This window comes from Paraflavitalea sp. (genome assembly GCF_059502485.1).
The window spans coordinates 469,093-481,663 of the sequence record NZ_JCACET010000008.1; the positions used below are offsets into that span (position 1 = coordinate 469,093).

General features: G+C 48.0%; 13 protein-coding genes. 7 read left to right on the forward strand and 6 right to left on the reverse strand.

Annotated features, from left to right (window positions below):
• Positions 1-16: 16 nt before the first annotated feature.
• Entirely contained in the window at positions 17-568 is a 552-nt protein-coding gene (locus AC5JBY_RS04605; RefSeq protein ID WP_495903383.1) for a cupin domain-containing protein, read from the reverse strand.
• 110 nt (positions 569-678) lie between these two features.
• Here AC5JBY_RS04605 and AC5JBY_RS04610 point away from each other — a divergent pair, with 110 nt between their 5' ends.
• Together AC5JBY_RS04610 and nagA are read left to right on the forward strand one after the other, a co-directional pair.
• Positions 679-1,488 (forward strand): amidohydrolase, encoded by an 810-nt coding sequence (locus AC5JBY_RS04610; protein WP_495903384.1) that lies wholly within the window; start codon positions 679-681, stop codon positions 1,486-1,488.
• A 7-nt stretch (positions 1,489-1,495) separates the two neighbouring features.
• Positions 1,496-2,593 (forward strand): N-acetylglucosamine-6-phosphate deacetylase, encoded by a 1,098-nt coding sequence (nagA, locus tag AC5JBY_RS04615; protein WP_495903385.1) that lies wholly within the window; start codon positions 1,496-1,498, stop codon positions 2,591-2,593.
• Positions 2,594-2,603: 10 nt separating this feature from the next.
• Here the strand turns inward: nagA and AC5JBY_RS04620 are convergent, their stop codons facing one another.
• From AC5JBY_RS04620 to AC5JBY_RS04630, 3 genes are read right to left on the reverse strand one after another with little or no spacing between them, the layout of a single operon-like run.
• Positions 2,604-4,115 (reverse strand): S41 family peptidase, encoded by a 1,512-nt coding sequence (locus AC5JBY_RS04620; RefSeq protein WP_495903386.1) that lies wholly within the window; start codon positions 4,113-4,115, stop codon positions 2,604-2,606.
• Between the two features lie 18 nt (positions 4,116-4,133).
• Complete coding sequence (gene thiL / locus AC5JBY_RS04625; protein ID WP_495903387.1) at positions 4,134-5,168, reverse strand: thiamine-phosphate kinase; 1,035 nt, start codon at positions 5,166-5,168, stop codon at positions 4,134-4,136.
• A 36-nt stretch (positions 5,169-5,204) separates the two neighbouring features.
• Complete coding sequence (locus AC5JBY_RS04630; RefSeq protein WP_495903388.1) at positions 5,205-5,981, reverse strand: inositol monophosphatase family protein; 777 nt, start codon at positions 5,979-5,981, stop codon at positions 5,205-5,207.
• Positions 5,982-6,157: 176 nt separating this feature from the next.
• On the opposite strand from AC5JBY_RS04630, the gene AC5JBY_RS04635 reads away from it, so the two are divergent.
• The 5 genes from AC5JBY_RS04635 (at position 6,158) to AC5JBY_RS04655 (ending at position 10,063) form a co-directional block, all read left to right on the forward strand.
• Positions 6,158-7,468 (forward strand): type III secretion system chaperone family protein, encoded by a 1,311-nt coding sequence (locus tag AC5JBY_RS04635; protein ID WP_495903389.1) that lies wholly within the window; start codon positions 6,158-6,160, stop codon positions 7,466-7,468.
• 62 nt (positions 7,469-7,530) lie between these two features.
• A complete protein-coding gene (locus AC5JBY_RS04640; protein ID WP_495903390.1) occupies positions 7,531-8,634 on the forward strand; it encodes a trypsin-like peptidase domain-containing protein in 1,104 nt (367 codons plus the stop codon).
• Between the two features lie 24 nt (positions 8,635-8,658).
• Positions 8,659-9,147: a regulatory protein RecX gene (locus AC5JBY_RS04645; protein ID WP_495903391.1), complete on the forward strand. Its 489-nt coding sequence runs from the start codon at positions 8,659-8,661 to the stop codon at positions 9,145-9,147.
• Positions 9,148-9,195: 48 nt separating this feature from the next.
• Positions 9,196-9,708, forward strand: a complete 513-nt coding sequence (locus AC5JBY_RS04650; protein WP_495903392.1) for a hypothetical protein — start codon at positions 9,196-9,198, stop codon at positions 9,706-9,708.
• 85 nt (positions 9,709-9,793) lie between these two features.
• A complete protein-coding gene (locus AC5JBY_RS04655) occupies positions 9,794-10,063 on the forward strand; it encodes a hypothetical protein (protein WP_495903393.1) in 270 nt (89 codons plus the stop codon).
• On the opposite strand, the gene AC5JBY_RS04660 is transcribed toward AC5JBY_RS04655, so the two are convergent.
• Both AC5JBY_RS04660 and AC5JBY_RS04665 read right to left on the reverse strand, forming a co-directional pair.
• Positions 10,050-10,616 (reverse strand): hypothetical protein, encoded by a 567-nt coding sequence (locus tag AC5JBY_RS04660; RefSeq protein WP_495903394.1) that lies wholly within the window; start codon positions 10,614-10,616, stop codon positions 10,050-10,052. The genes AC5JBY_RS04655 and AC5JBY_RS04660 overlap by 14 nt on opposite strands.
• Positions 10,617-10,849: 233 nt before the next feature.
• On the reverse strand, positions 10,850-12,493 hold the full coding sequence (locus tag AC5JBY_RS04665; protein WP_495903395.1) for a M28 family peptidase: 1,644 nt from the start codon (positions 12,491-12,493) through the stop codon (positions 10,850-10,852).
• Positions 12,494-12,571: the final 78 nt, after the last annotated feature.

The window sequence follows — 12,571 nt, forward strand, 5'->3', positions numbered from 1 at the left end:
ATAAAATAATCCTCCATCAATCCAGATGTTCCCGGTAAGAAGCCTTGTAACCGGCCAGTCGCGCAAAAGGACTCAATAAAGTAAATAATATCCGCTGCACGATATAAGGAGGCTTGGCTATTCTGAATACGTCGCTGTACCGTTTAGCGATCAAAGCAATCTGCAGCAGGCCAGGCTTTCCATCGGCGCCCGTTCTCCCATCATTCGCCAGGCCGGCAGTTGTTTCAAGCAAATATTCCGTATTCATAGCGGGCCTCACTTCCCAGTTCACGATCGTTTTGCTAACCGATGCATTCCACATACTGTGAACAGTTCCCTTCGGGATATAAAAATGTTCACCCGCTTTATAAACGGTCAGCTGACCATTGATCTTAACACTAAGCTCGCCTTCCAGCACGGTAAAATCCTCTTCCTGCTCAGGATGATAATGTGCAATAGGCTCGCGTGATTGCGTATTATACACCGACTGCATTTTCAACAACCGGCCTGCCGTGTCCTTTGATGTTTGAAGAAAAATAATATCCTGTCCCGTAAGCGGGTTTAATAGCACTTTACCCCTGAATGCCATAGAAAATAAATTGAAAAGCGAAAATAACAGCAGCAATCGGCCGATTAGCTTGCTAACGGTTGAAGTGGTACTTTTATACCCTGAATTGACAATTAGATATCCGATTCGATATGTCTACACTCACCATTACCACGATACAAACAAGTCTCCATTGGGAAGACAAAGCCGCCAACCTGCAAATGCTGGAACAAAAGATCCGGCAGCTGCAAAAAACGGAAGTAGTGATACTCCCCGAAATGTTCAGCACAGGCTTTAGCATGAAACCCGAATTGCTGGCAGAGACGATGGAAGGAGAAAGCGTTGCGTGGATGAAAAGAATTGCCGCTCAGCAAAGGATCATACTTACCGGCAGCCTCATTATTGAAGAAGAGGGCAAATATTATAACCGCCTGATATGGATGTTGCCCAACGGACAATACGGCTATTACGACAAACGCCATTTGTTTGCCTATGCCGGAGAAGATGAACACTATACCCCCGGGCATAAACGATTGATCGCCTCCGTGAAAGGCTGGCGCATCAACCTGCTGGTTTGTTACGACCTGCGCTTTCCCGTGTGGGCACGCCAGGCAACACCACTCACAGAAGCCGATGCAGAGAAGAACGAAACAGAATACGACCTGATGATATACGTTGCCAACTGGCCCGAACGCCGCAACCATGCCTGGAAAACATTACTGCAGGCAAGGGCCATTGAAAACCAGAGCTACGTAATAGGCGTAAACCGCGTGGGCAAAGACGGCAATGACATATACCACAGCGGCGACAGCATGATCATTGATCCCATGGGCGAAGTGATGTACACCAAGGCACACGACGAAGATATACACACGGTCACCCTGCAAAAAGAGAAGCTGGAAGAGATACGCCACAAACTACCCTTCCTCGAAGACGCTGATAACTTTATCATACAATCATAAGCCTAACATGTCCATCGCATATACCAACGCCACCATTTATACCGGAAACAGGGTAGAAACAGGCAAAGCGGTACTCACCGCCAACAACACGATCGTTGACATCATACAGCAAGATGCCATTCCTGCACAATACGAAAAGATAGACCTGAAGGGTCTTTCGGTAGCCCCTGCTTTAATCGACCTCCAGATCTACGGCGGCAACCGCAAACTGTTTTCCGAAGAACTAAGTATCGCTTCCCTTGAAGCGACCTATCAATATTGTCTTTCCGGCGGCTGCACGTACTTCATGATCACGATGGCCACCAACACCATAGAAAAATTCGGGAGAGGAATGGAAGTAGCGAAGGCCTACCAGGAGCAGGGCGGCAAAGGCTTGTTAGGATTACACCTCGAAGGGCCCTACATCAATCCGGTCAAGAAAGGAGCACACCTGGAGAACTGTATAAAAACACCTTCCGCGCAGGAAATAAATATGCTGCTTGAAAAAGGGAAAGGCATATTCAAAATGATGACCCTGGCGCCGGAACAATGCCATACCAAACTGATTGATTTATTGATACAGGAAGGCATCCTCGTTTCCGCCGGTCACACCAACGCGACCTACAAACAGGCAACACAAGCCTTTGATAAAGGCATACCCTTGGCCACACACCTCTACAATGCCATGTCCCCCTTCCAGCACCGGGAGCCGGGCATGGTAGGCGCCATCTTTAATCACCCCACTGCACAAAGCAGCATCGTGTGCGATGGCATACATGTTAATTACACGGCAGTAAAGATTGCAAAGCAACTGATGAAAGAACGCCTGTTCTTTATTACAGACGCAGTGGCCGAAGCAATAGTAGGAGAATATAAGCACATCTATAAAAACGATCATTATGATCTGCCCGATGGCACACTCTCAGGTTCTGCATTGACGATGATGCAATGCGTAAAGAACGGCGTAGAACAAGTGGGCATTCCGCTCGACGAAGCGCTGCGCATGGCGTCCACTTACCCTGCCAACTTCATCAAAGACAAAAAACTCGGTAAGATCGAAAAAGGCTACGAAGCCAGCATGGTCGTATTTGATGATACCTTCAAAGTGCAGCAGACAATAGTGTAGAAGAAGTCAATTAATGGTGCACTACACCACTTTTCTGCATGATGAGTTTGCGCACGGTGTCAACCTTGGGGTCAATCCCACGGCGTATGGTTTCTACAGTAGGAGCCGCTTCGATATCGGGCATGATACCACGGCCTTCTTTCACCAGGTCTTTATTCATCACGAGCCGGAAGCGCGGCAGCCTGAAGCGCACACCCGTATTGGGCAGCGTAACATCGGGGATCATCCAGGCAGAATTACCATAAGCACCACCGCCTGTTTCCTCTCCAATGATCTTTACATTTTCCTGACCCTTCAAAGCGCCGGCAAATAAAGTAGTGGCAGAAAAAGAATTACCACCGGTAATGATATAGATATTGCCATCGAAGTGATGACGCTTTTGAGGCTTGAAATAATGCCGCTCGAAATAACCAAAATGATACAGCCCGTCCTTATGCTTGCGCGTGATCGCCTGCATCATGAGCCAGTAGGCAGGCTGCCATTGAATATACTTGGTATAATGACTCGTGCGGCGGGGAGTATAAAGCGAGTCTGCCAGTTTGAACTTCCTGTTGATAAGATACCGCGTCAGCTTGGTAGAAATACCAGCGTCACCACCACCATTCGAACGCACATCGATCACGAGATGCTGAATATTACGACGCTTCAATTCCCGGAACGACCGGCGGAAAAAGCCCCTGAGCTTATTGCCCCGGGCAAAAGTGTTCACGGTCATATAAGCCGAAGAAAGCGTGGTATCGATCTGTACATTGCGAACGGCGTTCAGCATAGGAGGCTGAGGCGCCTGGCGCGGGGGCTTGCCCGCCGGCGGTTTCTCCGTACTCCGCGTGGTGGGCGTATCGGCGCGCGGGTCATAAATAGGGATCACTGTTTCCCGCTCTTGCCCCTCATTGTCACGATAACGAATGGTAAACTTGTCCGTAAGACCGAGAATATTGCGGTATAAGTTGCCAAAGCTGCCCCGGTTACTCAAAACCTGGTACTTGCCCGATTGCGTATAACCGTCGCCGGAAATATAATTGAAGAAAGTATCCGTGAGCTGAGCCGTAGTATAGCCATTAACCGCTGTAACGATGGTTCCTCTTCTTAAAATAGAATCCTTGCGGTTAAGGTTCGTGACAACAGTCATGGAGTCAGGCCACACCTTCAGGTGCAGCGGAAACACGGGAAGGCTTACCGTATCGAGATAGTCGCTATAAGTTTGGGAAAAACGTACGGTGGTATGACCACAACGGATCTTGGTAGTGATATAAGCCAGCAGGTTCCTGAACTGAGGTTCGGTCATCGAATCGTGGATACTTTGGTAGCCGGCATTGAAATAGTGGTCCATGCTATCCTTGGAAGTAAACCAATAGATACTGGGGTGCGACTCCTCCAATATGCTGCGGAAATAATGATAATCCTGCTGCAACTGCGCAGCAGCATACTTCTTATCGGGGTTAAAAGGCTTCCGGGAAGAAGCACAGCCAATGGAGAACATCGCCACAACAAGCACAGTAAAACCGGGTAACCACATCCTCATGCAAAAAACCGTTTAAGCTCAGGAATTCTTAAATGCATTCCAGCCCTGTGCCGTTATATTGTGCGTGCCACCACCTTTCGTTAAGATCTTGGTACCTTCCTCCGCATCCGTCATATAACCGATCACGCTGATCTGCTCATTAAGAACGAGTTTTTCGTAATCAGATTGTGGCAGGGTAAACAGCAATTCATAATCCTCGCCGCCGCTCAAGGCACAGGCCGTAGGGTCGATCTCAAATTTAAATGCTGCCCGCCGCATTTCCTCGGCAATAGGTATTTTTTCTTCGTACAAACGGCACCCCAGATTGCTATCTTGACAAATATGTAAAATATCCGAACTAAGCCCATCACTGATATCCATCATGGAAGTAGGGCGGATATCGTTTTCTGCCAGGAAATCGATAATATCCTTCCGGGCTTCCGGCTTCAGCAGCCGCCCGATCACATAAGATTCTCCCTCCAGGTCGGGCTGTATCTTGGGATTTTCAAGATAGATCTGCTTTTCACGCTCCAGGAACAACAAACCTACATACGCAGCACCAAGGTCACCACTGCAACACAGCAGGTCGCCCTTTTGAGCAGTACTCCTTTTAACAAACGTATCCGGCGTCACCTCTCCAATAGCTGTAACCGATATGATGAAACCCTTCTGCGACGAACAGGTATCCCCACCAATGAGGTCAACACCGTATTTCTCGCAGGCGGCATAAACACCCTCATAAAATTCATCCAGCGCGTCCAGGCCAAACCGGTTGCTGAAAGCAAGGCTCATCGTGATCTGCGTAGGCGTGGCATTCATGGCGTAGATATCGCTCAGGTTCACCACCACACTCTTGTACCCCAGGTGCTTCAGCGGCGTATACGCCAGGTCGAAGTGCACCCCCTCCACCAGCATATCCGTGGAGATCACCGTTTGCTTGCCAAAATGATCGATCACGGCGCCATCATCACCCACCCCCAACACAGTAGAAACATTTTGTATCTCGATGTTCTTCGTGAGGTGGTCAATCAGTCCAAACTCACCCAGGTCGTTTATTTCAGTCCTTTCGCTCATAACTTTCGCTTTTAAGTAGATGCTTTTAAAACAGAACTATACTTTATCATTGATCCAAAGCAGAATATCGTCGTGGATCTTGCCATTCGTAGCAACAATATGCGGCTGATAAGGAGAATAATGATCACCCTTGAAATCAGTCACCTTGCCACCAGCCTCTTCAACCATCAAAAAGCCGGCAGCACTGTCCCAGGCCTGCAGCTTATGCTCATAAAACCCATCGAAACGGCCGGCAGCCACCCAGCAAAGATCGATCGCAGCAGAACCCAGCCGGCGTACGGGGATGCCCTGGCGGATGAAGCGCGAAAACACTTCCAGCGGGCCGTTGGCATTATTGATATAAGTATACGGAAAACCTGTTACCAGGCATGATTTCATCAGATCAGATTGGCCGCTTACCTCGATGGGCTGGCCATTCAATGTAGCACCCTGACCACGTTCAGCAAAATAAAACTCCTTGAGGAAAGGATTATAAACAGCACCCAGGATCATTTTACCAGCTTGCTCCAGGCCAATGGAAATACAGCACAAAGGAATACCATGAGCATAATTCACGGTGCCATCGATGGGGTCGATGATCCATTTATATTCGCTGTCCATAATGATCTCACCCACCTCTTCACTCATAATAAAGTGGTTGGGGAAAGCCTGTTTGATGACATCGATGATAGCCTTTTCAGAAGCATGGTCCGCTTCCGTCACCAGGTTGTTAACTCCCTCTTTATTACTGATTTGCAGGTTTTTATTGTTGAAGTAGTGTTTGATCACATCCGCACCTGCCTCGGTGGCGTTGATAAGCGTTTCTTTTAGCATTCCGCAAAGATAAGGGGGATTGCCACCTTTCCCTGCAATCCATCAAATCCCAAAAATCATGGTTCAGACACAATAAACTAATTATCCTCAGGGGATTGTGAATATGGCACGAAATTGAATACCTTCAATCGCGCAATTTTTTATCCCGCTCCGCGGGAGCAGTACAAACTCATTTTATGGTGTTCGATAAACTATTTGGCTGGGGAAAGAAGAAAGCAGAAGATCCAACGATTCCACTTGGCCGGTATTCAGACAACAACAAGACGGTAGCCAAAGTAAACCGTTGGAACGATGCAGACAGCCTCTTCAAACAACAACAATACCCCGAAAGCGTAGAAGCATTCTTCGATTACCTGCGCGATGAAGCAGCCCAAAACGTAGTGCTGGAACGCAACGGCGCTGAAGGCCGCTTCCACCTCTACCAGGGCTCTAAGATTGTACGCGGAGAGTTCAACCAGGAACGCCTCGTGGCAGAAGTAACATTGGCCCGCATGGCGCAACCCAGCGTGCCCGTTATGCGCCGCCTGCTCGAAATGAATTTCAACCTCTACTACAGCCGCTATGCCCTCGATGGAGATCGCCTCTGCATGCGGTTCGATAGCAACATCAAATCAGCCAATCCCAATAAACTCTACTACGGGTTAAAAGAACTGGCCATCAAAGCCGATAAGCTCGACGACCTGCTGGTGCAGGAGTTCTCATCACTCCAAACCATCGACGTAGAGCACATTGCCGAAATGCCGGCAGCAGAAAAAGCAGTACGCTACAAATACCTCACAAAGTGGATACAGGATACGATCGATTATACAGCAAGCCTCGACGCCGATAAGTTTTCCGGCGCCGTATCTTACCTGTTGCTCACATTGGCCTTCCGCATCGACTACATGCTGAGCCCCGAAGGCAAGCTGCAACTGGAGCTGGAAAAGATCATCGACATCTATTTCCGGAAAGACGAAAAACAGGTCACAGAGCGCAACCAGGCAATGATAGAAGCCTACCGCAAACTGTTGACAAAACCCAAAGAAGAAGTAGATCCCTTCTTCTTCCGTTCGAAACATACATTCTCCATAGTGGCGCCGCAAAACCACAAAGCAATAATAGATGCCATCAATGCGGCCGCCACCAATATGATGTGGTACCGCGAAAACCAGTACCCGCTCATTGCCAACGTTATCCTGGAATACGGATTTTCATTTTGTCAGTACTCATACAGCCTCCCACGGCCATTGAGTGAGCTGTTCAAATTGTTCATGCAGGTAAACCATGCAGATTATTTCAGAGAGCTTGGATTTACAGCTGCCTGGTACGATGCACCCAACAACCAATTCGATGTAGACAGCATTCGCGAGCGGATAGAAGACATTGTAGCAGTTTGGAAAGACAAATACACCAAACTCGACTTTAAAGTAAACAACCTGCGTTTCGATTCACTGGTAAACTTCAATACCACATTCACCGCAGAAATCACAGCACTTAATTTTGATTAAATAGAACGCCAGGTGACACCTTTTCAAAAGGTGTTACTTGGCGTGTTCGAAAACTTATATCGATGCCCACACAGGAAGTAATAGAACGGTTTCACCCAGCCATCATACAAATAGCCACACAAACAGGCACCGGTACCGGATTTTACCTGCGCGAATACGACCTCATCATCACCAATGATCACGTAGTAGCAGACAATCCCGAAGTGACCATCGCCGGTAAGACGTTTGAAAAAGCCCTGTCTCGCGTATGGTACACGGACCGCAAGCACGACCTCGCTTTCCTGCAGCCACCTGCAGGAATAGAGCTGCCAGCGTTGCCATTAGGTCGTTATGAAACCTTGAAAGACGGAGATGAAGTAATAGCCATTGGGCATCCCTTTGGCCTGAACTATACGGCCACACAAGGTGTGATTTCAAAAGTAGACCGCATACGCGAAGGACTTAAGTTTATACAAATAGACGCAGCCATCAACCCCGGCAACAGCGGTGGCCCGCTGGTAAATGACCAGGGCGAGGTAATTGGCGTCAATTCATTTATCATCCGTGGTGGCGACAACCTGGGATTTGCACTGCCGGTATATTACCTGCAGACAGCATTACAATTGTACGCACCACACAAAGGCACACCTTCTACACGTTGCCCAAGCTGCGACTCGCTGGTGTTGCCCGACACGATTGACTCCGCAAAATACTGTCCGGCCTGCGGCACCGAAGTGAAGTTGCCCGAAATGCCGGAGAAAGAAGCAGAGCCCATCGGCGTAGCCAAAACCATCGAAGACATCCTGAAAGAACTCGGCAAAGATGTGAAGCTCGCAAGATCAGGAGCCAACCGTTGGGAAGTGAAAGAAGGCAGTGCAAAGATCAAGATCACTTATAATCCCGATAACTATTTTATAGCAGGAGACGCCTACCTGTGCCAGCTGCCACCAGACGGAACAAAGATCAAACCCCTGTACCAGTTTCTGCTGCAGGAAAACTACCGGATGAACGGCATGGTATTAAGCTGCTCCAGCCAGAACATTATACTATCCTGCATCATATACGACCTCGACATTTCCAAAGAGATTGGCGCCGGCATGTTCAATACACTCTTCAAAAATGCTGATCACTACGATGATCTGCTCAAGAACGAACATGGATGCGTAGACCGTTTGGAAGAAGTATAAACAGAGAGTCCTACATTTGGGGCGATGTTCAACCGTAAACAACTTACAAAGGAACAAGCCTTTCAAAAAGCAAAACATTACTGTGGCTACCAGGAGCGTAGCCACACCGAGGTGAAAGAGAAACTGTACTCCTTTGGCCTGTACAAACAACAGGTGGAAGAACTCCTGTCACAGCTCATCGAAGAAAACTACCTCAACGAAGAACGCTTCGCCGTCCAGTTTGCGGGCGGACGCTTCCGCATGAAACAATGGGGACGCGTGAAAATAAAATACGAGCTCAAGCAAAAGCGTGTGAGCGAATACTGCATCAAAAAAGCCCTCAAAGAAATAGACGAAGAAGACTACCTCAGTACACTCCAAAAACTGGCCACTAAAAAATGGGCTACCATCAAAGGCGAAGGCGTCAACCACTACGTAAAATTGAGCAAAACCACCGACTACCTCCTCCAAAAAGGCTACGAACCCGAGCTGATCAAACAGGCCATTTCTACCATCCAGAAAAAAGACGAATGATACGCCCCCCTGGCATCATTCTTTAGGCTCTACAAAAAAAAAGAGGCTATGAAACTACTTACCTCCCTGGCAGGCGGACTCGCCGGTGCTATAGCTGTTACCATTTTACACGAATTGATTCGGAAAAATGACCCATCTGCTCCACGGCTCGATAAGCTGGGGGAACAGGCTACCGCACACATAATGGAGAAAACGGGCCATGCGGCGCCAGCAAAAGATAAACTATACACCACAGCGATGGTGGGAGATATAATTGGCAACACATTGTTTTACAGCCTCGCCGGCACAAGGATGAAAAAAGCCATGTCTACCGGAGGCCTGTTAGGCCTGAGCGCCGGGATAGGAGCACTCAAACTGCCCGGAGTTCTCGGCTTAAATCCAAAATTTACCAATAGCACCGGAAAACGTCGTTGGGTCACTGTTGGCCTTTACCTCACAGGAGGGTTGATTGCAGCCGGAGTAGCCAAATGGCTCGACAACAAAGCCTCCAAAAAACCGGTCGTTGCGCGAACAAAAGCGCCTGATGAAGCCTACAAACCAGTCCTCGACATTACGGTATAATTTATGCTTACCATTTAGATAAGCCCCGCTCCTTAGTCGTTACGAATAAACTGTACTTAAATGATCACAACTAAAACGTACAACTATGGACCTCGGAGAACAAATCTTAAAGATCCTCAACAAAAAGTATGAGCCATCATCCCTCATCGAAACAAGGTTTCAGCGCTTTGACCTGGCCTTTAAAACCGATAGAGATGGCCTGCCGGTGGTAGCCTTCCTGGGCAAAAAAGATGACCGCGGTCATATTTGTGGAGAGCGATTCGCCCGTCGGCTGAAACAATTACTAAATGGCACGATCATCAAAGACCGCTGGGAATCCAAGGGAGAAGTAACCCGGACCCTTATAAGTCCTTGATGTAGACATGAACATTGTGTGGAGCCGTTTCATCACCACCAAAGTAAGGATACAATTGGTAGCCCGAAATATTGGAGGTGGCGCAACCCCTTTGCATATACACGGAGGGAAAGCCTTTTAATTCAAACACATATTGAGAAGCCTGTGGCCTGATGGCCAGCTCGCAGGGCGTGCCGATCGCTACGCTGCCCAGCAGTTTGCTGCTGCGTATGCTATCCTTATAACAATAAGCATACAGATCGATGGCGCGGCCATTCCACGTCCAGCCCACCCGTGCACTGTTTTCATGATGCAAAGCGCCACAATCACTAAAGCCATACAGCTTATTGATATCCCCTGAGTTCTTGGGGTCTTTCGAAGAGTAGATACAGGAACTATCAAAAACAGCTATGAAACGAACTTCATTTTTATTGACTGCCCGGTAATTGTTTTCCGTAGCATAATGAGCGCCTTTGGGGATGAGGTATGCTTTGAAGCCTTCGGGGATAGTTGATTTCTCACAGGCAATGAAACCACATAACAATAGCAGAATAGCGAATACAGGATATTTCATGAAGACCATTGGATTTGACCGCAAAACTACATACGGTAACAACCGCTGGCCGGTTTTATAAACAGCAAGAAAAACGATTATGTGTTTCCACCTACATCAACACATCATTACCCAATAAAAAGCCCGGCACATCGTGCCGGGCTGGTATAAATCTGTTTATTAAAAACTAAGCAAAAGTCTGCTTAACCTATTACTCCTCCCAATCCTCAAAATCCAACAAATCATGGTTCAGATTATCTCTTCGCCTTAAACTCCGACCCCTCTTTCCATCCAGGCACCTGGTCACCAAAAGCGATGCGCTTGCCCACCTGGAACAACAACTTCAGGTCATCCATGCCACCGGCCAAAGTCCAGGTAGCAGCATCATACTGATCAGAAGGGCGGTGATAATGTTTGTCACGATACTCCTCATGCACCTTTTCACCATACTCTTTTCCTTTGCCTACAATGTCGATACCCCGCTCTGTATACAGTGCCGGAATACCTACCTTGGCAAAGTTGAAATGGTCGGAGCGATAATAATAACCAGCTTCAGGATGATTTTCATAAGCTACGTAGCGACCAGCCTTCTCTGCAGCTTCCTTCAAATAATCTTCCAGATCAGATTGCCCCTGACCAACCACGATGATGTCTTTAGTCGCTTCAAACGGACTCAAACCATCCATATTGATATTGGCAATAGTCTTGGCAGCAGGATAAACAGGATTTTGAGCATACCAGGCAGAACCCCACAGCCCTTGCTCCTCTGCAGTTACAGACAGGAAGAGTATGGTACGCTCTGGCTTTTCAGATAAACTCTTGAAAGCACGCGCCAGCTCGATCAAACCAGCAGTAGCACTGGCATTATCGAAAGCCCCATTATAAATAGAGTCACCTTTTTCATCGGGTTTACCGATACCAAGGTGATCCCAATGCGCAGTATAGATGATATACTCGTCAGGCTTCTTGCTGCCGGTGATCTTACCGATCACGTTGTGCGATTTATTATAAACCGGCTTCACCTGCATGGTGGTAGACAACTTCACATTAAGCGGCATTCCTTTGAAGCCCCGCACATCAGCCTTTGCCAGCAGCGTGCTGTCCTGTCCGGCAGCAGCCAGTAATTTATTGGCTGTAGGACCAGAAACCCAGCCGATCACGTCGCACAGCTGTTCGCTCTTGCCCCTGTTGTCGAGGCGAAGCCTTGAACCGTTCCAGTTGTTCTGAACAACAGCAAAAGGATAGCTGGCCGCCTGCGTATTGTGAACGATCAGGCAACCCTTCGCACCCTGCCGCGCAGCCTCTTCAAACTTATACGTCCAGCGACCATAATAAGTCATGGTCTTACCTTTAAATAAGGAACTGTCACCACTGTTGAAGCCAGGATCATTCACCAGTACCAACACAACTTTGCCCTTTACATCCAACCCCTCATAATCATTCCACTTGTATTCAGGAGCCACCACTCCATAACCCGCGAAAACAAGATCACTCTTATCCAGCGTGATCAGCGAATCAGTCTTATCTGTCCAGATAACATAATCATCGAAACCCTTCAGCGTAAAATTGCCCTTACCACTTTGCACCTGCATAGAGGCAGCAGCAGCCGTAGTGATATTGACCATCGGAACCTCCTGGAAATAGCTATCGCCATTACCGGGCTCCAGGCCCACGTTGGTAAACAGTTCCTTCAGATAGTTGATGGTTTTAGTTTCCCCTTCAGTAAAAGGCTTGCGACCCTGGAATTCATCAGACGCCAGCACGCTAATATATTTGCCGAGACTATCGACACTCATGGCAGCCACGCCGTCATCGCCGGAAGCAGCTGACTTATTTTCACCACAGGCCACTGCCAATAAGGAAGCCGCCAATGAAAACTGTACAAGATAAGACCGCATATACAATTTGATTTTTATTAAGGGTAAAAGGTAAGACAAAACGGGAATTAAATGCACATCGGGAGTTAACAAACCTCT

Coding starts and splice junctions, on each gene's coding strand:
- AC5JBY_RS04605 (WP_495903383.1), bottom strand. CDS start 568: ATGGCATTCAGGGGTAAAGTGCTATTAAACCCGCTTACGGGACAGGAT.
- AC5JBY_RS04610 (WP_495903384.1), top strand. CDS start 679: ATGTCTACACTCACCATTACCACGATACAAACAAGTCTCCATTGGGAA.
- nagA (WP_495903385.1), top strand. CDS start 1,496: ATGTCCATCGCATATACCAACGCCACCATTTATACCGGAAACAGGGTA.
- AC5JBY_RS04620 (WP_495903386.1), bottom strand. CDS start 4,115: ATGAGGATGTGGTTACCCGGTTTTACTGTGCTTGTTGTGGCGATGTTC.
- thiL (WP_495903387.1), bottom strand. CDS start 5,168: ATGAGCGAAAGGACTGAAATAAACGACCTGGGTGAGTTTGGACTGATT.
- AC5JBY_RS04630 (WP_495903388.1), bottom strand. CDS start 5,981: ATGCTAAAAGAAACGCTTATCAACGCCACCGAGGCAGGTGCGGATGTG.
- AC5JBY_RS04635 (WP_495903389.1), top strand. CDS start 6,158: ATGGTGTTCGATAAACTATTTGGCTGGGGAAAGAAGAAAGCAGAAGAT.
- AC5JBY_RS04640 (WP_495903390.1), top strand. CDS start 7,531: ATGCCCACACAGGAAGTAATAGAACGGTTTCACCCAGCCATCATACAA.
- AC5JBY_RS04645 (WP_495903391.1), top strand. CDS start 8,659: ATGTTCAACCGTAAACAACTTACAAAGGAACAAGCCTTTCAAAAAGCA.
- AC5JBY_RS04650 (WP_495903392.1), top strand. CDS start 9,196: ATGAAACTACTTACCTCCCTGGCAGGCGGACTCGCCGGTGCTATAGCT.
- AC5JBY_RS04655 (WP_495903393.1), top strand. CDS start 9,794: ATGGACCTCGGAGAACAAATCTTAAAGATCCTCAACAAAAAGTATGAG.
- AC5JBY_RS04660 (WP_495903394.1), bottom strand. CDS start 10,616: ATGAAATATCCTGTATTCGCTATTCTGCTATTGTTATGTGGTTTCATT.
- AC5JBY_RS04665 (WP_495903395.1), bottom strand. CDS start 12,493: ATGCGGTCTTATCTTGTACAGTTTTCATTGGCGGCTTCCTTATTGGCA.